Raw genomic sequence first — 20,546 nt, forward strand, 5'->3', positions numbered from 1 at the left:
AACTCTGCAGCGCCCAACCGTAACCATGATGCGCAGCGAGTCGCTCTTGATCTTGCTTTTGATCTTAGGCGCCCCGTTAAACCACGCTGGCCGAACGCAGGCTTGAATCCGTGGGCAACCCGGCAGGACGCCGGGTTAGCCGCACTGGGCCATGGATGGCCCATTGCGGCGGTCCACGGATTCAAGCCTGCGTTCGGGCACACCGAGCCTAAGCGAGGTGCCGAGTGGTGGGGCAAGAGCGTTTTGCTTACTTTTGCGCTTTTCAAAAGTGAGCCGCTGTAAGAGCGGAACCCTAAGCAGCCGTTACCGCAGAAACGGATATGTACTCGGGCTGATCCAGCATTCAGGTCGGCCCAGAGGCCGCCATCGGGGGCAAGCCCCCTCCCACATTTGGACCGAGGTGTATCAGATGGGTAACTGTCGTTGACGGGCCGCCACGGGAGCTAGACCCCTCGCCACATGTCCAGCGCTCGCGCCGATTTCAAGCCTTGATGAAATGCTTGCGGTAATGCTGCAGTTCGGCAATCGACTCACGGATATCGTCCAGCGCCAGGTGCGTGCTGCCTTTATGGAAGCTGTCTTTGACCTCCGGCGCCCAGCGTGCAGCCAGCTCCTTCAAGGTCGATACGTCCAGGTTGCGATAATGGAAGTAGCTTTCCAGCCCTTTCATATGCGTATAAAGGAAGCGACGGTCCTGGCAGATGCTGTTGCCGCAGATCGGCGACTTGCCCCTGGGCACCCAGTTTTCCAGGAAGGCAATGGTTTCGGCTTCGGCTTCGGCCATGCTGATGCGGCTGTCGCGTACCCGCTGGGTCAGGCCCGAGTTGCCATGGGTGCGGGTATTCCACTCGTCCATGGTGGCGAGCACGGCATCGCTGTGGTGAATGGCGATCACCGGACCTTCGGCCAAGGTGTTGAGGTTGCTGTCAGTGACAATCGTCGCCATCTCGATGATGACGTCGGTGTCAGGGTTCAGACCGGTCATTTCCAGATCGATCCAAATCAGGTTCTGTGGGTTTTGCATGGCTTGATTCTCTTGGCACCTTGGCGTAGCTGCGCAGTTTAGCAGGCGGCGCCGTGCTAGACTCGCGACCGTTTTACCCAACTTTTGCATTATCGACACGGAACACCAATGGCCAAACGCCAGCTCAATCGTCGCCAAAACTGGCGCATCGAAAAGATTCAAGGTGAACGCGCAGCGCGCGCCGCCAAACGTGAATCCTCCGCCGTGGAAGCGCTCGAGGGCGGCGACCTGGGGCCCGAACAAACCGGCCTGGTGATCGCGCACTTCGGCGTACAGGTCGAAGTCGAGGCGCTGGAAGGCGACCTCGCAGGCTCTGTGTCCCGCTGCCACCTGCGCGCCAACCTGCCCGCGCTGGTCACCGGCGACAAAGTCGTATGGCGTGCCGGCAACCAGGGCATCGGCGTGATCGTCGCCCAGTTGCCACGCAGTACCGAACTGCGCCGCCCCGACAGCCGTGGCCAGCTCAAGCCGGTAGCAGCCAACGTCGACATGATCGTGATCGTATTCGCGCCGCTGCCCGAGCCCCACGCCAACCTGATCGACCGCTACCTGGTCGCGGCCGAACATGCCGGTATCCGCCCGCTGTTGCTGCTGAACAAATTCGACCTGATCGACGAGCAGAACGCCCCGGCGCTCAATGCGTTGCTGGCGGTCTACCGCACCCTGGGCTATCCGGTGCTGGAAGTGTCGGCCCATCACGGCAACGGCATGGAACAACTGCAACAGCAGTTGGACGGGCGCATCAGCGTGTTCGTCGGCCAGTCGGGTGTGGGCAAGTCGTCGCTGGTCAACAGCCTGCTGCCGGAAGTCGACACCCGCGTCGGCCCGCTGTCGGAACTGTCCGGCCAGGGCACGCACACCACCACCACCGCACGGCTGTTCCACTTCCCCGGTGGCGGTGAGCTGATCGACTCCCCCGGTATTCGTGAATTCGGCCTCGGCCATGTCAGCCGCAGCGATGTGGAAGCCGGCTTCATCGAGTTCAACGACCTGATCGGCACCTGCCGCTTCCGCGACTGCAAACACGACCGCGAGCCGGGCTGTGCATTGCTCAAGGCACTGGAGGATGGGCGTGTGCAGCAGCAGCGGATGAACAGCTATCGGTCGATTATTGCGAGCTTGCCTGAGAGCAGTTACTGACGATCAATTTCTTGATACACATAAACCAGGGTGCTGAACGCCCCGGCCCATTGATTTAACAGGAGCAGGCATCAAGAATCCGGATCAACTGGGTGGCTGATAAACACAAGCCAGCTTGTATTCGGATTTCCTGATGCCCATAATTGCTCCGTCACCAGCGAAAGCTGGCAGGAGTCTGGATCCTTTTCGGAGTTGATCCAGCGGCGCAGAAGGGGCGAAGCAAGCTCCGCTGCGTGTCGAATAAAGCCGCCTTCGGGCGGCTTTGCTTTTTGTGGGGAATTACCACTTGGCTCTCTACTATCACCCCAAACAAGGCGATGTACTGCTGTGCGACTTCACGCGAGGCTTTGTAGCGCCGGAGATGCTGAAGATCCGTAAGGTCGTCGTGATATCCCCAACCTCTACGCATAATCGCAAGCTGTGCACCGTGGTGCCGATTTCCTCCACGGCGCCAGAGATCCAACACGACTGGCACCATCTGCTACGCGCCAACCCACTTCAATCCGACGGTTATAAAGAGCTGTGGGTGAAATGCGACATGATTTACACCGTCAGCTTCGAACGCCTCGACAAACTGCACAGAAAGACCCGCGCCAAAGGTCGAGAGTACTTCGTACCGCGTCTGTGCGCTGATGATATGCGGGGCGTAATCGGTGGCGTCAAAGCGTACCTGCCACTCTGACCTACAAATAAAAACGCCCCGAATGATCGGGGCGTTTTCATGTATGACTTATAAACCGCTTAGGCCCCAGGCACAGGCACCGTCGGGTCCTTCACGCCGCCGTCATCAAACAGGTTCAGCTTCTGGCGCAGCTCATGGGGCGGCAGCGGCTCCTGACCTGGCGGGAGCGCATTCGGGTCCGCAGGTACTTCACCGGGGGCGCCATCGCCCTGAGCAGGCGGCGGTGGCGGCTGATCACCTTCAATCGCACGCTGGGCTTTTTTGGTCAGCACGACGATATCGATCCGTCGGTTGATCGGATTGAACGGGTCTTTTGGATCAAACAGCTGCGATGAAGCAAAGCCCACCACCCGTGCCACTTGCGGGTCCGGATAGCTGCCGGCCACCAGCGCGCGGCGGGCGGCGTTGGCGCGGTTGGCCGAGAGTTCCCAGTTGCCGAAGTCGCCCTGCCCCGCATAGGGCTTGGCATCGGTGTGCCCGCTGATACTGATCTTGTTCGGCACAGCCTTGATGGTGTCGGCCATGGCCAACAGAATATCTTCGAAATACGGCTTCAAGCGCGCGCTGCCGGAATCGAACATCGGCCGGTTGGCGGCGTCGGTGATCTGGATGCGCAAGCCTTCCGGGGTGATCTCGAAGGAAATCTGATCCTTGAATTTCAGCAGTTGCGGGTTTTCCTCAACCTTGTTCTGCAGCTCTTGCAGCAACAGCTCCAGGCGTTCCTTCTCGACCTGTTCGGCCATGCTTTCGACCTTATCGCGCTCGATCGGGATTTTTTCCTGGGGCGATTCGGTTTGCACTTCCGGATTGATGGTGCGCTCCGGCGCCAGCTGCGGCGAGCCGCCCAGGTCGATCACGAAGGGTGTGCCACTTTCCGAAAAACCAATCGGGTCCTTGAAGTAACCCGCAATGGCGATCTTCTGTTCAGGGGTGGCGGTGGACATCAGCCACAGCACCAGGAAGAACGCCATCATCGCCGTCGCGAAGTCGGCGAAAGCGATTTTCCAGGCGCCGCCATGGTGCCCCGCGGCGAAGCGCTTGACGCGCTTGATGATGATCGGCTGGTTGTTTTCCATGGCTTAGCGACCGCGAACCGCTTGTTCCAGCTCGGCGAAACTCGGGCGATGTTTCGGGTACAGCACCTTGCGCCCGAACTCCACTGCCAGCGACGGCGGCATGCCCGAGGCCGAGGCGACCAGGGACGCCTTGATCGCTTCGTAGAGGTTGATTTCTTCCTTGGCGTCATGCGCCAGGGAGGTGGCGAGCGGGCCGAAGAAGCCGTAGGCCGCCAGGATACCGAAGAAGGTACCCACCAGTGCCGCACCGACGTGCATGCCGATGGCCGCCTGATCGCCCTCACCCAGCGAAGCCATGGTCACCACGATCCCCAGTACCGCCGCGACAATACCGAAACCGGGCATGCCGTCAGCGATACCGGTCACGGCGTGGGAAGGGTGTTCCAGCTCTTCCTTGAGGCTGAACAACTCCATGTCGAACAGGCCTTCGAGTTCATGGGGCGCCATGTTGCCGGAGGACATGATGCGCAGGTAATCGCAGATATACGCAGTCATGCGCTCGTCCTTGAGCACGGCCGGGTATTTGGCGAAGATCGGGCTGGCGGCGGCGTCTTCGATATCCCCTTCAATGGCCATCATGCCTTCGCGGCGGCTCTTGTTGAGGATCTCGTAGACCAGCCCCAGCACTTCCAGATAGAAGGTGTGGGAGAAGCGCGAGCTGAACATGCCCAGCGACTTCTTGATCACGTGCATGGTCATGTAGCCGGGGTTGGCCTGCAAGAAAGCGCCAAAGGCGGCGCCGCCAATAATCAACACTTCGAAAGGCTGAATCAGCGCGGCAATTTTACCGTGGGACAGGACGTACCCACCGAGCACACTTGCGATGACGACAATGATGCCGATAATTTTAGCCATAGGGGATCTGTACTTGCGCCGTCGGGTTCATGGACATAGTGGGTGCAGCTGAAAAACTCTTGTTCTACTTATCGGCAAAACTGCGCCAGACTATAGCCCGTTAAGGCGAAAAGCCAATTCAGCCCGTTACGGGTGTGTTGAACACATATGATGATCGCGCCCCAACCATGGCTAATGAAACGACAGTCCCCACTGCAAAACCCGCCACCCTCGCCGCCTGGATCAAATGCCTGGACGACGTGCTGCTGCCCGTTCCCCAGGCCAGCCACGAACGCGTGTGCAAAGCCATCCGCGACAGTCGCAGCTCATTAAGGGACATTGCCGAGCTGATGCAAGACAGCCCGGCCCTGGTGCTCAGCGTGATGCGCGAGGCCAACAGCCACACCCATGGCAGCCTGGCGGAACCGGCGGAAAACCTCGAAGTGGCGCTCAATCGCCTCGGCCTTAAACGCGCCGAAGAACTGCTGGCGCGCCTGCCGTCGGTGCCTGCCCGCGAGATTCCCGTGGCGCTGCGCCAACTGCTGCTGGTCAGCCAGCACGCTTCCCAGCAAGCCAACGGTCTGTTCGGCAGCCGCCTGGCGCGCCTGTGGCAGGACATCCATTGGGGCAGCCTGCTGTTTTTGTCACCGTTGTGGCCGATGGCTGTTGCCTACCCCAAGCTGCTTGAGGAGTGGGAGCTGCGGGTGATCCACAAGGGCGAGTCGGCGCGCAAGGTCGAACAGCAATTATTCGGCGTGCGCCTGCTGGACCTGTGCCTTGGTTTGACCGCGGCCTGGCACTTGCCGATCTGGGTGTCCCAGGGCTATAACCTGCTGTCGGGCGAGCAGCGCCTGCTGGTCAAGGCATTGCGCATCGCCCGCGAAGACGACCCGCTGCGCCACCAGCAGTTACTCGACGCCGAGCCCAACCTGCGCCGCTGGCTGAATCAGCCGGCCAATACCGTACTGTTGGCCAACGGCCTGGCGATGTCGGCGCAGGAATCCTGGACCTGCCCGCACACCGAGCGCTGGCAATACCTCACTGCGCTGTACCTGCAGGAGCCACTGAGCGAGGTGCAGCAGCAGGTTCACCAGCAAGCGGTCACCAGCGCCCGCAGCACCTTGATGCCTGACCTCTGGCACCCGGCCCTGTCGCTGATCTGGCCGTGGGACGTGCAAAAAGTCCATCGTGGCTTGCTGCCCGCACCGCCGCCGACGGCCGAAGCACTGGCGCTGTGGCGCAACCGTTGCACGGAGCTGCTGGTCGAACCGAGCCGCTTTGCCAATGCGATGCACCTGACCACGTGCGCCAAGGAAGCCCTGGTCGCCAGCGGCATGCAGCGCGTATTACTGTTCATGGCGGATCGCGCCTTGAGCACCTTGCGTGTGCATCAGGCCGATGGCTTGCCAAAGGACGCTGCCAACCTGAGTCTGGATGTGGTCAACAGTACGTTGCTGCAACGCCTGCTGGAAAAGTCCGCCCAGGTGCGTCTCGGTCCTGACAACCACGCGCAGTTCTCCGCCCTGCTGCCACCGATCCTGCGCCGCCTGTTTACCGGCGAGCACCTGCTGTTGCGCTCGCTGAGCTGCAATGGCCGCGTGGTCATGCTGATGGTGGCTGATCAGGGCGGCGGGCCGTTCTCGGAAACCACCGTGCAAGCCTTCGGCAAAACCGCGCAATGCGTCGAAAAAGCCCTGCACAGCTTTACCAACCGCAGTGCCTGATGCTTGCGCTACAATCGCCCTCCTTTATCGCCAACATTTGTGCCCAGGAGACCTCAAATGCCTGACTTCTCTGGCTTGCCGCTGGTGATCGAATCCAGCGACCTGCAAGGTCGCCTTGATGCCGAACACCTGATTCTGGTGGACCTCACCAGTGCCGCCCGCTACGCCCAAGGGCATATCCCCGGCGCGCATTTCGTTGACCCCAAGCGCACCCAGTTGGGCCAAGCGCCCGCGCCGGGCCTGCTGCCGCACAAGGCCGACCTGGAAACGCTGTTCGGCGAGCTGGGCCACACACCCGACGCCACGTATGTGGTATATGACGACGAAGGCGGCGGCTGGGCCGGACGCTTTATCTGGATGCTCGACGTGATCGGTCACCAGAAATACCACTACCTCGACGGCGGCCTGTTGGCGTGGCTGGACGAGAAGCACCCCGTATCTACCGAAGCACCCGCCCCCGCCGACGGCCCGGTCAGCCTCACCTTGCACGACGGCCCCACCGCCACCCGCGAATACCTGCAAAGCCGGCTCGGCGCGGCCGACCTGGGTATCTGGGACGCCCGCGGCCCGCTGGAGTACTCCGGCGAAAAAGTCCTCGCGGCCAAGGCCGGGCACATCCCCGGCGCCGTGAACTTCGAATGGACCGCCGGCATGGACAAGGCGCGCAGCCTGCGTATCCGCCGCGACATGCCGCAGATCCTCGAGGACCTCGGGCTGACCCGCGATAAAGAAATCATCACCCACTGCCAGACCCACCACCGCTCTGGCTTCACCTACCTGGTGGCCAAGGCGCTCGGTTATCCGCGAGTCAAAGGTTATGCCGGTTCCTGGGGCGAATGGGGCAACCACCCCGATACCCCTGTCGAGATTTAAAGGTTAAGGACACTTAATGAAAAAGCAGTTGTTTATCCTCAGTCAGTACCTGCTGCCGCACCACTTGCTGTCGCGCCTGGCCGGCTGCATTGCCGAGTGCCGCGTGCGCTGGTTCAAGAATGCCTTCACCCGTTGGTTCGCCAAGCGTTACCAGGTGGACATGTCCCAGGCACTCGTTGAAGACGTGACCGCCTACGAGCACTTCAATGCCTTCTTCACCCGCGCGCTGAAAGACGGTGCGCGCCCACTCGATCAAACCCCGGGCGCCGTACTGAGCCCGGCCGACGGTGCCGTCAGCCAGCTCGGCCCGATCGAGCATGGCCGTGTGTTCCAGGCCAAGGGCCACAGCTTCAGCGTGCTGGAATTGCTGGGCGGCGACGCTGCGCTGGCTGCGCCGTTCATGGGCGGCGACTTCGCCACCATCTACTTGTCGCCGAAGGACTACCACCGCGTGCATATGCCGCTGGCCGGCACCTTGCGCGAAATGGTCTATGTGCCGGGGCGGATTTTCTCGGTGAACCAGACCACCGCCGAAAACGTACCGGAACTGTTTGCGCGTAACGAGCGGGTTGTCTGCCTGTTCGACACCGAACGCGGCCCGATGGCCGTGGTGTTGGTGGGCGCGATGATCGTGGCTTCGATTGAGACGGCGTGGGCCGGACTGGTAACGCCGCCCAAGCGCGAACTGAAAACTTTCCGCTACGACGAAGCGGCCCGTGCGCCGATTCATCTGGAGAAAGGTGCGGAGCTGGGTCGTTTCAAGCTGGGCTCGACCGCCATCGTGCTGTTTGGACCGGATCAGGTGAAGTGGACCGAAGCGTTGTTGGCGGGCTCGCCCGTGCAGATGGGCCAGGGTATCGCAACACCCAAGGCCTGACGCAGAACTAAGTGTGGGAGGGGGCTTGCCCCCGATGGCGGGGTGTCAGTCAGTAAATGAGTGGCTGACCCACCGCTATCGGGGGCAAGCCCCCTCCCACATTTCTGACCGTATTCTTTCGTCAGTTACAGCTGCCCGTCACGGTCACGCAAGCCCAGCAGATACAGCACCCCATCCAGCCCCAGGGTCGAAATCGCCTGCTTGGCCGACTGCTTGACCAACGGCTTGGCACGGAACGCCACGCCCAGCCCGGCAATCGCCAGCATCGGCAAGTCGTTCGCGCCATCGCCGACCGCAATGGTCTGCTCCAGACGCAAGCCTTCCTTGTGCGCCAGTTCCCTGAGCAGGTCCGCCTTGCGTTGCGCATCGACGATTGGCTCCACCGCCACGCCGGTCACTTTGCCATCCACCACTTCCAGCTCGTTGGCGAACACATAGTCAATGCCCAGCCTGGCCTGCAGCTGCTTGGCAAAATAGGTGAAGCCGCCGGACAGGATCGCCGTCTTGTAGCCCAGGCGCTTGAGTTCGGCGAACAGGGTTTCGGCGCCTTCGGTCAGGCGCAGGGAAGCGCCGATTGAATCGAGCACACTCACATCCAGGCCCTTGAGCAGCGCCAGGCGTTCCTTGAAGCTGGCACGGAAATCCAGCTCGCCGGCCATCGCCCGCTCGGTAATCTCGCTGACCTGCTCGCCCACACCCGCCGCCTTGGCCAACTCGTCGATGACTTCGGCTTCGATCAGGGTCGAGTCCATGTCGAACACCGCCAGACGACGATTGCGTCGGAACAGCGAATCCTCCTGGAAGGCGATGTCGACATTCAGCTCCTGGGCCACGCTCAGGAATTCGGCGCGCAGCGCTTGCGCATCGGCCGGCTCGCCGCGCACCGAGAACTCGATGCAGCCCTTGCCTTTGTCAGCCGGCGTGTCCAGCGGCATACGCCCCGACAGACGGTCGATATGGTCGATGTTCAAACCGTAATGCGCCGTGATCGAGCTGACCCGCTGCAGTTGTTCGGCCGTTACCTTGCGGGTGAGCAGCGTCACGATATGGCGTTTTTTGCCCTGGCCTTCGACCCAATGCTGGTAATCGGCTTCGGACACCGGGGTGAAGCGCACCTGCTGATCCAGCTTGTAGGCGGTAAACAGGATGTCCTTGAGGACCGAGGATGCCTGCTCAGTGCTGGGGATTTCCACCAGGATGCCGAACGACAGGGTGTCGTGGATCACCGCCTGACCGATGTCGAGAATGTTCACACCACCCTGGGCCAGGACGCCGGTAATGGCCGCGGTGAGACCCGGTCGGTCAAGACCTGTGATGTTGATCAGGACAATTTCGCGCAAAGCGCACCCCCAGGCTGGAAAAAAACCGCATTCTACCCACTTTCAGTGACCATCGGGCACAGCCAGCGCTTTGCCGGTCATGGGCCTGTCGCTATACTGCGCGTCAACTTCACGGACCAAGAGCCGAGCGCAAGTGAACCGGCCCACGCCAGTAAAAACCGATAACTTCTTCCTGCTGATCTTCCGGGCACTGCGCCACCGCCGTGTACCGATTGCATTACGCATCGCCAGCCATAACGTGATCCTGGTCGCCCTGGCCCTGGTGATCTACGCCTGTGTGATGGGTTTGCAGTTCAAACAGGCCATGCACGAGCAAGCCGACGCCCTGGGCGAGAGCCTGACCACCCAGACCGCCACCTCGGCGACTGAGTTGCTGGTGTCCAACGACATCCTCAGCCTCAACGTACTGCTCAACAACCTGACCAAGAACCCCCTGGTGGCCCACGCTGCTATTTATAGCGTGGACAACCGGATCATGGCCGAAGCCGGGCAACGCCCGAAAAACGGCCTGTTGGGCGAAGCCGAGGGCCTGTACCAGAGCAATATCACGTTTCAGGATGTGAAAGCTGGCCAATTGCGCATCAGCCTGGACATGCAACAGTTCCAGCAGCCGATGACCATCAGCCTGCAAAGCATGGGCATCCTCAGCGCGATCCTGCTGGCCCTCGCCCTGGCCTTGAGCCTGCGCCTGGGGCGGCATATCTCCACGCCCTTGATGCAATTGCGCATCTGGCTGCGCGATATCGACGAACATACCCCGGCCACCGACCGCCAGGACGAAATCGGCGACCTGGCGCGCCAGCTGCATGCCAGCTTCGCCCCGGAGCCGACTGTGCCTGAGGTTGAGCCCGAGCCTGAGTACGACGACGCCGACTACAGCGACGACGAGCCTGAGTTTGAAGCGCGCGACCTGCGTGACCCAGGCTTCGACGAAAGCGCTCCGGTGGCGGGTTTGAAGCCTGCGCCACGGCATGTGGTCAAGGCCGAGGAAGACGAACTGGACGACGAAGACCCGTTCGCTGACCTGCGCGACACCGCAGATACCGCTCCCGCCGCAGCACCGAAAGCACTCGCGGCCAGGAGCAGCGAGCCCCAGTACAGCGCCGTACTCGCCGTGCAACTGGGTGCCCAGGACCAACTGCGCCGCCTGCCCCGCGCCCGTCTGACGGAACTGCTGGAACGCTACCGCGACTGTCTCGACCAGGCCGCCTCGCTCTACCAGAGCGAACTGCACACCCTGAACGACGGCAGCACATTGATGTTGTTCCACAGCGAAGACAGCGGCGAAGACTACCTGACCAATGCCATCTGCTGCGGCGAGTTGCTGCGCGCCCTGGGCCATGCCTTGCAGATCGAAGTGGCCGACAGCGGCATTACGTTGCAATTGCAGTTGGGCCTGACGGTGGGTGATGACCTGTTCGGCATCAGCCAGATCGACCTGCTGCTGACCGAGATCGCTCAGGATGCCCTGGCCTTGTCGCAGCACAGCCGTAATTTGCTGCTGGTGGAGCGCAAGATCAGTGAAGACCCGCTGATCCGCCAACGCGCCCGCATCCGCCCGATTGCCAGCCCTGAGGGCGCCAGCTGTGTGGAGCGCCTGATGGAGCCTTATCCATCGATGCTGGAGCGCCAGCTTGCGCGGATGCATGAGACCCGTAACAAGAATTGAAGAACACCGCTAAACCCAATGTGGGAGGGGGCTTGCCCCCGATAGCGCCAGTCCAGTCAGAGATGCATTAACTGACCCACCGCCATCGGGGGCAAGCCCCCTCCCACAGTTAATTGTGGTGCAGCTTAAATTGCAGCCCAAACAAAAGGCCCGCTTACTCAGCGGGCCTCTTTGTTTGTCTGCCATTCAGATCAGAACCGGAACACTTCCAGATCCGTACGAATCGGTGCTGCCATCGGCATCTTCGGCTTTCCCGGTGTGGCGGGCTTGGCCTGCGCCGGCGCCTGCTTGCGCGGTGCCTCGGCAATCGGCGGCTGGTTGGCCAGCGGCTTGAGCGCCACCGACAACTGCTGCGCCAGGTGCTGCAACAATACGCCCTGGGCCTGGACCTGGGACGCCGTGGTGCCGGCATGTTCTTCCTGCAGGTGCACGATACGGTTGTCCCGTACCTGCCCGCGACGGTCGATCAAGCGCCACTGTGCATCCAGGATCGCCGGTTGCGACTTGCCGGAGTCAAGCCGCGTGATGGTCAGCAGCACCTGCACATCCGGCGTGAACCCGGAAGGGCCTGGGGCCAAAACTACGCGCTGGCTGTCCAGCTGGCCGGCCACCTGACGCAACATCAATTGATTGATATCGGAGGACAGGCTGCCCGCCCAACGACCATCCGTGGAACCTTGCAGGCTTCCGTCGTTCTGACGTTGGAGCAGGGTTTCGCGCTGCAGGTAATCGGCAACGATGACCGGACCCAACAGGACCGCCATACCCGCGGTTTGTGCGGGCTGAGCCGGACTTCCGCTGTCCAGCTGGTACAGCGACACCGGCTGGTGCGTGCTGCAACCCGCCAGCCCCAACAGGCCGGCGAGCATCAAAAATAGAGGAAGGCGTGGAGCAGTCATCATCCCATCCAGGTGGCTGCCGCACGGCGAACCACAATGTAATACTAAAAATAACCTAAATACGCTCGGCCACGCCGGCGCTGGAAAGGCCATATCATCCGTGAATATGCGCCATGACTCCAGCGCCAAAGCGTCGATCTACGCGTTAAATCGTAGATCGAGGCCTCTAGTACGCCTTAAGCAGGCGTTTCTACCAACAAAGCATCCACTCGCTGGAAGCCTCGAGGCAGTTTGTTGCCGCGTCGGCCACGCTCGCCCTTGTAGTGCTCAAGGTCGTCAGGGCGCAGCGACAGCGTGCGCTTGCCGGCCTGAAGCACCAGCGTAGCGCCTTCGGGGATGACGGCGATGTCAGTCACGTACTCCTCGCGACTGGCCACCCGCTCTCCCGGGATACCAATGATCTTGTTGCCCTTGCCCTTGCCCAGCTGCGGCAGGTCGCTGATCTTGAACACCAGCAAGCGCCCTTCGGTGGTCACGGAGGCCAGCCAGTTGTGTTCACGATCCTCCACCGGTCGCGGCAGGATCACCTTGGCATTGTTCGGCAGGCTCAGCAGTGCCTTGCCCGCCTTGTTCTTGGCCTGCAGGTCTTCACCCTTGACCACGAATCCGTAACCGGCGTCGGAAGCGATGACATACAACGAATCATCGTCCGGCAGCAGCACGCACTCGAAATTCGCCCCCGGTGGCGGTGTAAGGCGCCCGGTCAGCGGCTCGCCCTGCCCTCGTGCGGAAGGCAGTGTATGGGCCGGCACCGAATAACTGCGCCCGGTCGAGTCGATAAACACCGCAAACTGATTGGAACGCCCGGCGGCGGCGGTCTTGAAGCCATCACCGGCCTTGTACGAAAGACCGGTGGCGTCAATATCATGCCCTTTGGCGGAGCGAACCCAACCCTTTTCCGACAGAACGACGGTAATTTTCTCGTTTGGCAACAGCTCGGTTTCTGTCAGAGCTTTCGCTTCGGCACGCTCGACAATCGGCGAGCGACGGTCATCGCCGTAGGTTTCGGCGTCCTTGATCAGTTCGCTGCGCACCAGCTTCTTGAGTTTGGCTTCGCTGCCCAGCAGCGCTTGCAGCTTGGCTTGTTCCTTGAGCAATGCGTCCTGCTCGTCGCGCAGCTTCATTTCTTCCAGTCGCGCCAACTGGCGCAGGCGGGTGTCGAGGATATAGTCGGCCTGGATTTCGCTCAGCTCGAAACGCGCGATCAGCTCGGCCTTCGGGTGCTCGGCGGTGCGGATGATATGGATCACTTCATCCAGGTTGAGGTAGGCAATCAACAAGCCGTCCAACAGGTGCAGGCGGCGCTCGACCTTATCCAGGCGGAATTGCAGGCGGCGGCGCACGGTATTGACCCGGAACTCCAGCCACTCCACCAGCAGGTTACGCAGGTTTTTCAGCTGCGGCTTGCCGTCCAGGCCGATGATGTTGACGTTGACCCGGTAGCTGGACTCAAGGTCGGTGCTGGCAAACAGATGCTGCATCAGCACTTCATGATCCACCCGGCTGTTGGTCGGGATGATCACGATGCGGCAGGGGTTCTCGTGGTCGGACTCATCACGCAGGTCGGCGACTTGCGGCAGTTTCGACGGTTTGGCCTGCATCAACGCGGCGATCTGCTCCAGCACCTTGGCGCCGGACACCTGATGCGGCAGCGCGGTCACAATAATGTCGCCGTCTTCAATGTGATACACCGCGCGCATGCGCACCGAGCCCTTGCCGGTTTCGTACATCTTCAGCAGGTCGGCGCGCGGCGTGATGATTTCCGCTTCGGTCGGGTAGTCCGGGCCCTGGATATGCTCGCAAAGCTGCTCGACCGTGGCTTTTGGCTCGTCAAGCAGACGCACGCAGGCGCTGGCGACTTCGCGCAGGTTGTGCGGCGGCACATCGGTGGCCATGCCGACCGCGATGCCGGTGGTGCCATTGAGCAAGATATTCGGCAAACGTGCCGGTAATACCAGGGGTTCGTCGAGGGTGCCGTCGAAGTTTGGCCCCCAATTCGCGGTGCCCTGGCCCAGCTCACTGAGCAGTACTTCCGAGTAGCGCGACAGGCGCGCCTCGGTGTAACGCATGGCGGCGAAGGATTTGGGATCATCCGGCGCACCCCAGTTACCCTGGCCGTCGACCAGGGTGTAGCGGTAGCTGAACGGCTGGGCCATCAGCACCATGGCTTCGTAGCACGCCGAATCGCCGTGGGGGTGGAACTTGCCGAGCACGTCACCGACGGTACGCGCCGATTTCTTGTGCTTGGAGTCGGCGTCCAGGCCCAGCTCACTCATGGCGTAGATAATGCGCCGCTGTACGGGCTTCAGGCCGTCGCCGATATGCGGCAGGGCACGGTCCATGATCACGTACATGGAGTAGTTGAGGTAGGCATTTTCGGTGAAGTCAGCCAGCGATCGGCGTTCTACGCCATCTAAGCTGTCTGCGAGGATGTCACTCATGCGGGCCTCATCGTTGGGTAAGGCGCAGCGGAACTGCCGCTGCGCTGATTCAATTCAAAAACGTTTCGGCTCATGGCTGGGCACTCCAGCCGCCGGCCGGGGCGGCAAAACGATAGACCACCGGGCGCTTTTCACCATCGGCACGCGCGCCGAAATTATTGTCGATGCCAATCCAGGCGCCGTCGGCATCCACCACCAGGGCTTCGGCCAGGCCATAGGGTTGGGGATAACGTCGTTCGGGCGTCAGGGTTTCGTCGGCAAACGACCAGCACAGCTCGACCTTGGCCGTGAGCGGGTCGCGCCGGCAGATCTGGAACGCATTGCGCTCCAGGGTAAACAGCTTGCCGTTGAACAGTGCAAGGTCGGCAAAATCCTTGGACACGGCCTTGGCGTTGGTGAACTGCGCCGGTTGCACTTCCAGCCCGGCCTCGCTCAGCAATACGCAAGCACCCTCGCAATCCCACACGCTCTGCCCGCGCTTGATCGAAATCAGGCCACGGCGCTCACGTTCGGCGGCCAGCCAGATCTGATTACCTTCCGGGCTCACCGCCAGGCCCTCGAACAACGCGTTGAAGTGCAGCAACATGCCGCTGGCCCGCGCTTCGCGGACCATGCCTGGGGCGATCTTCAGCCACTCGGGCGCACCGGCCACCGGCACCTGCAACACCGCCGCATGGGCTTCGCTGACAATGTAGCGGTTGCCTGCGGCATCACAACTGATGCCTTCGAAATCCAGATCTCCACCGCGAATGAACGAAGCCGCCTTGGTGCGCGAACGTAGCCCCCACGGCAGGCCGGATTCGGGCACGGGGGGCATGTCGATCTTCAACGCCTCGGCGTTCCAGGTCGGCTCGCGGGTGTCCAGTCGATAAATCCGGTCATCATCACGGTCCGAAACGGTCCACAATTCCTTGCCACACAGCGCCAGGCCCGACAGGTTCCCGCCGCGCATGCCGTCTACCGGATGCTCCGACACCCGCTTGAGCTCAGCCACGGGCGCGGCAACCCCATCGGTGGCCGCCAACCCGCACAGCATCAGGATCGCCAGGGCGACGCCTGTGCGCATCAGCCCAGAACCTCGGCCAGGTTGCCTTTGGATTCGAGCCAGGCCTTGCGATCCGGCGCACGCTTTTTCGCCAGCAGCATGTCCATCATTTCCGAGGTGCCGGCGAAGTCTTCCAGGGTCAACTGCACCAGGCGCCGGGTGTTCGGGTCCATGGTGGTTTCACGCAATTGCGGCGGGTTCATCTCACCCAGGCCCTTGAATCGGGTGACCTGTGGCTTGCCGCGTTTCTTCTCGGCCACCAGGCGGTCGAGGATGCCATCGCGCTCGGCTTCGTCCAGGGCGTAGAAAATCTCCTTGCCCAGGTCGATACGGTACAGCGGCGGCATCGCAACGTAGACGTGACCGGCATCCACCAACGGGCGGAAATGCTGCACGAACAACGCGCACAGCAAGGTAGCAATGTGCAGGCCGTCGGAGTCGGCGTCGGCGAGGATGCAGATCTTGCCGTAGCGCAACTGGCTCATGTCCGCCGCGCCAGGGTCGACGCCGATGGCCACGGCGATGTTGTGCACTTCCTGGCTGGCCAGGACTTCGCTGCCGTCGACTTCCCAGGTGTTGAGGATCTTGCCGCGCAACGGCAGGATTGCCTGGAATTCCTTGTCCCGCGCCTGCTTGGCGGAACCGCCGGCGGAATCACCTTCCACCAGGAACAACTCTGAGCGCATCGGGTCCTGCCCGGCGCAATCGGCCAGCTTGCCGGGCAATGCCGGGCCCTGGGTGATGCGCTTGCGCTCGACCTTCTTGCTGGCCTTGAGGCGACGGCCGGCGTTGTTGATCGCAAGCTCGGCCAGGGCCAGGCCCAGTTCAGGATGCTCGTTGAGCCACAGACTGAAGGCGTCCTTGACCACACCGGAGACAAACGCCGCCGCCTCGCGGGACGACAGGCGTTCCTTGGTCTGGCCGGAGAACTGCGGCTCCTGCATTTTCATCGACAGCACGAACGCGATGCGCTCCCACACGTCTTCCGGTGCCAGCTTCACGCCACGCGGCAGCAGGCTGCGGTATTCGCAGAATTCGCGCATGGCATCCAGCAAGCCCTGGCGCAAACCATTGACGTGGGTGCCGCCCTGGGCGGTGGGGATCAGGTTGACGTAGCTTTCCTGCACGCTGTCGCCGCCTTCGGGCAACCACAGCAGCGCCCAGTCGACGGCTTCCTTGTTACCGGCCAGGCTGCCGCAGAACGGCGCGTTGGGCAGGCGCTCAAAGTCGCTGACCGAATCTTCCAGGTAGGAGCGCAGGCCGTCTTCGTAATGCCACTCGACCTTTTCGCCGGTGCCTTTGTCTTCAAAGCTCACCAACAGGCCCGGGCACAGCACGGCCTTGGCCTTGAGCACGTGCTTGAGACGGCTGATGGAGAATTTCGGCGAATCGAAGTATTTCGGGTCCGGCGCGAAGTACACGCTGGTACCGGTGTTGCGCTTGCCAACAGTGCCGATCACTTCGAGGTCGGTGGCCTTGTAGCCGTCGGCGAAGGTCATCTGGTATTCGTTGCCGTCGCGCTTGACCTTGACCCTGACCTGCGTGGACAAGGCGTTGACCACGGAAATACCCACGCCGTGCAAGCCGCCGGAGAACTGGTAGTTCTTGTTGGAGAACTTGCCGCCCGCGTGCAGCTTGGTCAGGATCAGCTCGACCCCCGACACACCCTCTTCAGGGTGGATATCCACCGGCATGCCGCGGCCGTCGTCGGACACTTCCAGGGAGTGGTCGGCGTGGAGAATGACCTGCACCGACTTGGCGTGCCCGGCCAAGGCTTCGTCGACGCTGTTGTCGATGACTTCCTGGGCAAGGTGGTTCGGCCGACTGGTGTCGGTGTACATGCCGGGGCGTTTGCGCACCGGGTCGAGGCCCGAGAGGACTTCGATGGCGTCGGCGTTATAAGAGCTAGCGCTGGGAGTGGCCATGGGGTCTCGTCGTGAGTCGTTCGATTAAAAAGTGACCTGCGATTTTACAGTGACGAAAAATCAAAGGATTGATACTGATCTGCGCCAATGCCGGCAAAGCACAGCAATGCCGGCAATTGCCGGGCGAACCCTTGGTAACCATGGTCGCCACCGGCCTGGATGCGCAAGGCACAGGCCCGGTAATACTGCTGGGCCAGGCGATAATCCAGGGTTTCGTCCCCGGTCTGCAACCACACCTGATAACGCGCGGCGTCCTGAGGGGCCGCTACTTCCAGCTCGGCCAATGCCGTGACGTGGTCGTGGGTCAATTCCCAGGTTTCGTCGGTGTAGAGGTTCTTCTGGGTGCCCAGGTAACCGTCGAACATCCGATGCGGGCTCACCGCCGGGTTGACCAGCAGCGCCTTGAGGCCATGGCGTTCGGCAAGATGGGTTGCATAGTAGCCGCCCAATGAACTGCCGACCAGCAGCGGCCTGCCCAGTTCTGCGATGGCCTCCTCCAATTGAGGAATCGCCTGACGCGGGTGGTGATGCAACGCCGGAACACGCAGCCGCTCGGACAGGCCAAGCTTGCCCATTACGGTGATCAACTGGCTGGCCTTGTTGGAGGCCGGCGCACTGTTGAAACCGTGGATATAGAGGATCGAAGCGGACATGCCGGGCTCTCCGTGACTCAGCCAAAGAGGCGCAGTTTACAGGGATCGAGGGCCTGTGTGAGAACCCATGTGGGAGGGGGCTTGCCCCCGATGGCGGAGTGTCAGTCAGCACATATGGCAGCTGACACACCGCTATCGGGGGCAAGCCCCCTCCCACACTTTTGATCAGTGTTTACAGCTATTAATAGCCGTTGCTGCCGTAGTCGACGGTAAAAGCGAAATCCTTGACCCGCTCCACCCCGGTCTCCAACCGCCCGTCGGCATGCAACCGCAGCCAGCGATAGCCTGGGGCATGGTCGCTGACCTGAAAGTCGTCACTTCCCGGCGTGAACTGGATGCAGGTGGAGGGCGACGCCAGCAGGCGCACGCCGTTGCGTTCGCGGTCGATCTCTTGGTGCACATGCCCCCAGAGCACCGCCCGCACCTGTGGGAAACGGTCGAGCACGGCAAACAACGCATCGGGGTTGCGCAGGCCGATGGGCTCCATCCAGGCACAACCGATGGGTACCGGATGGTGGTGAAAACACACCAGGTGGTGACGGTTCGGCGCCTCACTCAAGGCCTGGGCGAGCAACTGCAGTTGCTGGTCTTGCAGGTAACCCGGCACGGAACCGGGAACGGCGGAGTCCAGCAGGGTGACGCGCCAGTGGCCGATATCGACCACCGGCTCCAGCAGATCACTGTGTGCGGCGGCCCGGGCCATGATCGGCGGCTCGTCATGATTACCCGGAATCCAGCGCGTCGGAGCCCCCAGGGGCGTAGTCATGTCGCGAAATTGCCGGTACGACTCAAGCGTGCCGTCCTGCGATAGATCACCCGTGGCCAGTACCAGGTCGATCCATGGCTGCTGCGCGCGCACCAACTCGATCACCCGCTGCAGGCTTTCACGGGTATTCATGCCCAGCAGCGCGCCATCGGCCTCGGCAAACAAATGGCTGTCGGACAGTTGCACCAGCAATACCGGTGCATCGGGGCTCACGGTGGATACGCTCGGCAAGGCGCTCTCCCAAGGCAATCACAGGAATGGACGTTTGGCGTGATTATGCTGGGGCAGGACACAAAGAGGAAACCCAGGAACCCGACGCAGTTCACATCTACCGAACAGCTTCGAACTCGTGACCCAGGGCCAGGCAGTGGCTCAACCATTCGCCGAGGAACACATTGAGCTGGGCTTTCTCATCGGGCTGGTGCATGAACACATTCGGGTAAGGATAGATGCTGCGAAAGCGTCGCGCATGTTCGGCGCTGATCACTTCGGCCATTCGCGCGTCGTGGTACACCTGCACTTCCAGCTGCGGCACCGGCAGCCACGGCAGGCTGTGCTCCTGACGCACACGCAAGGTGGTGGTGTACGGGCAGTTGACGATGACTTCCAGTGCCAGCACGCCGAGCATCTGGTCGCCATGGGTCACACCGATGCGCCGCGCCTCGGGGGCGTGACGCATGTCGGGCAGCAGGCGCATCAGCCGCGCATAGTTGGCCTCGCAGGCCGCTTGCAGCCCGATCAAGTCGACTCGATAACGTTCCCGTGCCTTTACTGCCATAGCCCCCTCACTTCCGCGCGATTAAGCGCAAGCCATTGCAGGGCAATGATGCTGGCTGCATTGGAAATCCTGCCGTCGCGCACCGCTTGAAAGGCATCTTCGAATGCCCAGACGGTGACGCGGATATCTTCAGCCTCTACTTCCAATCCATGGATACCACCGGCCTGTGAGCTGTCGCAACGCCCCAGGTACAGGTGGACGAATTCGGTACTGCCGCCGGGCGACGGGAAATACTTGGTGATCGGCCACAGCGCGCAGAACGTCAGCCCAGCTTCCTCCTCGGCTTCGCGGTGTGCAACCTCCTCGGGTTGCTCGTCCTTGTCGATCAGGCCGGCGACCATTTCCACCAGCCACGGGTTGTCGGTACGGCCCATGGCGCCCACGCGGAACTGCTCGATCAGCACCACTTCATCGCGCTGCGGATCGTAGGGCAATACGCACACCGCATCATGGCGCACAAAGACTTCACGATTGATCACGCGGCTCATGCCGCCGTCGAACTTCTCGTGGCGCAGTTGCACGCGATCGAGCTGATAAAAGCCCTTGTAGGCAGCGTCGCGCTGGACAATTTCGATGTTCTTCGGCGTCGACTTCGTTAAGTCCGTCATCTTCTTCCTCGTCATGGGCCGTGCAATGGGCGCCATCCTAACGCGCCCAAGCGGGTCGGCGCAGCCCCTTTCCGGTTGCCGGGATAGACGGCGGGCGTCAAACTCACGCTAATCAGTCTAGTGGCGAACTGGCGGCCCTGTTGGCAGTCCAAGCGCTACTCTTTTCGCTTTCCATCGATTTACGAAGGACAC

18 protein-coding genes are annotated in these 20,546 nt (G+C 61.8%); 6 read left to right on the forward strand and 12 right to left on the reverse strand.

Features of this window, described 5'->3' with window-relative positions:
* Positions 1-481: 481 nt before the first annotated feature.
* On the reverse strand, positions 482-1,024 hold the full coding sequence (orn, locus tag TU82_RS16325; protein WP_057724286.1) for an oligoribonuclease: 543 nt from the start codon (positions 1,022-1,024) through the stop codon (positions 482-484).
* A gap of 108 nt (positions 1,025-1,132) precedes the next feature.
* Here orn and rsgA point away from each other — a divergent pair, with 108 nt between their 5' ends.
* On the forward strand, positions 1,133-2,164 hold the full coding sequence (rsgA, locus tag TU82_RS16330; RefSeq protein ID WP_057724288.1) for a small ribosomal subunit biogenesis GTPase RsgA: 1,032 nt from the start codon (positions 1,133-1,135) through the stop codon (positions 2,162-2,164).
* 286 nt (positions 2,165-2,450) lie between these two features.
* A complete protein-coding gene (locus TU82_RS16335) occupies positions 2,451-2,846 on the forward strand; it encodes a type II toxin-antitoxin system PemK/MazF family toxin (protein ID WP_057724289.1) in 396 nt (131 codons plus the stop codon).
* 59 nt (positions 2,847-2,905) lie between these two features.
* Here the strand turns inward: TU82_RS16335 and motB are convergent, their stop codons facing one another.
* A complete protein-coding gene (motB, locus tag TU82_RS16340; protein WP_057724291.1) occupies positions 2,906-3,922 on the reverse strand; it encodes a flagellar motor protein MotB in 1,017 nt (338 codons plus the stop codon).
* A gap of 3 nt (positions 3,923-3,925) precedes the next feature.
* Positions 3,926-4,777 (reverse strand): flagellar motor stator protein MotA, encoded by an 852-nt coding sequence (gene motA / locus TU82_RS16345; protein WP_057724293.1) that lies wholly within the window; start codon positions 4,775-4,777, stop codon positions 3,926-3,928.
* Between the two features lie 167 nt (positions 4,778-4,944).
* Between motA and TU82_RS16350 the strand changes: the two genes are divergently transcribed.
* From TU82_RS16350 to asd, 3 genes are read left to right on the forward strand one after another with little or no spacing between them, the layout of a single operon-like run.
* Entirely contained in the window at positions 4,945-6,480 is a 1,536-nt protein-coding gene (locus TU82_RS16350) for an HDOD domain-containing protein (RefSeq protein WP_057724295.1), read from the forward strand.
* Positions 6,481-6,537: 57 nt separating this feature from the next.
* Positions 6,538-7,353: a rhodanese-like domain-containing protein gene (locus tag TU82_RS16355; protein WP_057724297.1), complete on the forward strand. Its 816-nt coding sequence runs from the start codon at positions 6,538-6,540 to the stop codon at positions 7,351-7,353.
* A gap of 16 nt (positions 7,354-7,369) precedes the next feature.
* Positions 7,370-8,230: an archaetidylserine decarboxylase gene (gene asd / locus TU82_RS16360; RefSeq protein WP_057724299.1), complete on the forward strand. Its 861-nt coding sequence runs from the start codon at positions 7,370-7,372 to the stop codon at positions 8,228-8,230.
* Between the two features lie 125 nt (positions 8,231-8,355).
* Here the strand turns inward: asd and serB are convergent, their stop codons facing one another.
* The gene (gene serB / locus TU82_RS16365; RefSeq protein ID WP_057724301.1) at positions 8,356-9,570 is read right to left on the reverse strand and encodes a phosphoserine phosphatase SerB; all 1,215 of its coding nucleotides are present in this window, start codon (positions 9,568-9,570) and stop codon (positions 8,356-8,358) included.
* A 133-nt stretch (positions 9,571-9,703) separates the two neighbouring features.
* On the opposite strand from serB, the gene TU82_RS16370 reads away from it, so the two are divergent.
* Positions 9,704-11,239: an AhpA/YtjB family protein gene (locus TU82_RS16370; protein WP_057724303.1), complete on the forward strand. Its 1,536-nt coding sequence runs from the start codon at positions 9,704-9,706 to the stop codon at positions 11,237-11,239.
* Between the two features lie 191 nt (positions 11,240-11,430).
* On the opposite strand, the gene TU82_RS16375 is transcribed toward TU82_RS16370, so the two are convergent.
* The 8 genes from TU82_RS16375 to TU82_RS16410 form a co-directional block, all read right to left on the reverse strand.
* The gene (locus TU82_RS16375) at positions 11,431-12,141 is read right to left on the reverse strand and encodes a PqiC family protein (protein ID WP_057724305.1); all 711 of its coding nucleotides are present in this window, start codon (positions 12,139-12,141) and stop codon (positions 11,431-11,433) included.
* Positions 12,142-12,314: 173 nt separating this feature from the next.
* Positions 12,315-14,579 (reverse strand): DNA topoisomerase IV subunit A, encoded by a 2,265-nt coding sequence (gene parC, locus TU82_RS16380; protein WP_057724307.1) that lies wholly within the window; start codon positions 14,577-14,579, stop codon positions 12,315-12,317.
* 70 nt (positions 14,580-14,649) lie between these two features.
* Complete coding sequence (locus TU82_RS16385; RefSeq protein WP_057724310.1) at positions 14,650-15,645, reverse strand: esterase-like activity of phytase family protein; 996 nt, start codon at positions 15,643-15,645, stop codon at positions 14,650-14,652.
* Positions 15,645-17,549 (reverse strand): DNA topoisomerase IV subunit B, encoded by a 1,905-nt coding sequence (gene parE / locus TU82_RS16390; RefSeq protein WP_057724311.1) that lies wholly within the window; start codon positions 17,547-17,549, stop codon positions 15,645-15,647. The genes TU82_RS16385 and parE overlap by 1 nt, the downstream gene beginning before the upstream one ends.
* Positions 17,550-17,593: 44 nt before the next feature.
* Positions 17,594-18,202 (reverse strand): YqiA/YcfP family alpha/beta fold hydrolase, encoded by a 609-nt coding sequence (locus TU82_RS16395; RefSeq protein ID WP_057724313.1) that lies wholly within the window; start codon positions 18,200-18,202, stop codon positions 17,594-17,596.
* 181 nt (positions 18,203-18,383) lie between these two features.
* Positions 18,384-19,199: a 3',5'-cyclic-AMP phosphodiesterase gene (gene cpdA / locus TU82_RS16400; RefSeq protein WP_057724316.1), complete on the reverse strand. Its 816-nt coding sequence runs from the start codon at positions 19,197-19,199 to the stop codon at positions 18,384-18,386.
* A 97-nt stretch (positions 19,200-19,296) separates the two neighbouring features.
* Positions 19,297-19,746, reverse strand: a complete 450-nt coding sequence (locus TU82_RS16405) for a DUF1249 domain-containing protein (protein WP_012721893.1) — start codon at positions 19,744-19,746, stop codon at positions 19,297-19,299.
* Positions 19,737-20,354, reverse strand: a complete 618-nt coding sequence (locus TU82_RS16410; RefSeq protein WP_057724318.1) for an NUDIX domain-containing protein — start codon at positions 20,352-20,354, stop codon at positions 19,737-19,739. The genes TU82_RS16405 and TU82_RS16410 overlap by 10 nt, the downstream gene beginning before the upstream one ends.
* Positions 20,355-20,546 lie beyond the last annotated feature (192 nt).

It is taken from the genome of Pseudomonas orientalis (assembly GCF_001439815.1).
Lineage (GTDB): Bacteria > Pseudomonadota > Gammaproteobacteria > Pseudomonadales > Pseudomonadaceae > Aquipseudomonas > Aquipseudomonas orientalis.

What these genes read in the sequence shown, in the direction of transcription:
- TU82_RS16410 (WP_057724318.1), bottom strand. Translation starts at nt 20,354, where the DNA reads ATGACGGACTTAACGAAGTCGACGCCGAAGAACATCGAAATTGTCCAG.
- parC (WP_057724307.1), bottom strand. Translation starts at nt 14,579, where the DNA reads ATGAGTGACATCCTCGCAGACAGCTTAGATGGCGTAGAACGCCGATCG.
- rsgA (WP_057724288.1), top strand. Translation starts at nt 1,133, where the DNA reads ATGGCCAAACGCCAGCTCAATCGTCGCCAAAACTGGCGCATCGAAAAG.
- TU82_RS16355 (WP_057724297.1), top strand. Translation starts at nt 6,538, where the DNA reads ATGCCTGACTTCTCTGGCTTGCCGCTGGTGATCGAATCCAGCGACCTG.
- TU82_RS16375 (WP_057724305.1), bottom strand. Translation starts at nt 12,141, where the DNA reads ATGATGACTGCTCCACGCCTTCCTCTATTTTTGATGCTCGCCGGCCTG.
- parE (WP_057724311.1), bottom strand. Translation starts at nt 17,549, where the DNA reads ATGGCCACTCCCAGCGCTAGCTCTTATAACGCCGACGCCATCGAAGTC.
- TU82_RS16350 (WP_057724295.1), top strand. Translation starts at nt 4,945, where the DNA reads ATGGCTAATGAAACGACAGTCCCCACTGCAAAACCCGCCACCCTCGCC.
- TU82_RS16395 (WP_057724313.1), bottom strand. Translation starts at nt 18,202, where the DNA reads ATGTCCGCTTCGATCCTCTATATCCACGGTTTCAACAGTGCGCCGGCC.
- motB (WP_057724291.1), bottom strand. Translation starts at nt 3,922, where the DNA reads ATGGAAAACAACCAGCCGATCATCATCAAGCGCGTCAAGCGCTTCGCC.
- TU82_RS16385 (WP_057724310.1), bottom strand. Translation starts at nt 15,645, where the DNA reads ATGCGCACAGGCGTCGCCCTGGCGATCCTGATGCTGTGCGGGTTGGCG.
- orn (WP_057724286.1), bottom strand. Translation starts at nt 1,024, where the DNA reads ATGCAAAACCCACAGAACCTGATTTGGATCGATCTGGAAATGACCGGT.
- motA (WP_057724293.1), bottom strand. Translation starts at nt 4,777, where the DNA reads ATGGCTAAAATTATCGGCATCATTGTCGTCATCGCAAGTGTGCTCGGT.
- asd (WP_057724299.1), top strand. Translation starts at nt 7,370, where the DNA reads ATGAAAAAGCAGTTGTTTATCCTCAGTCAGTACCTGCTGCCGCACCAC.
- TU82_RS16405 (WP_012721893.1), bottom strand. Translation starts at nt 19,746, where the DNA reads ATGGCAGTAAAGGCACGGGAACGTTATCGAGTCGACTTGATCGGGCTG.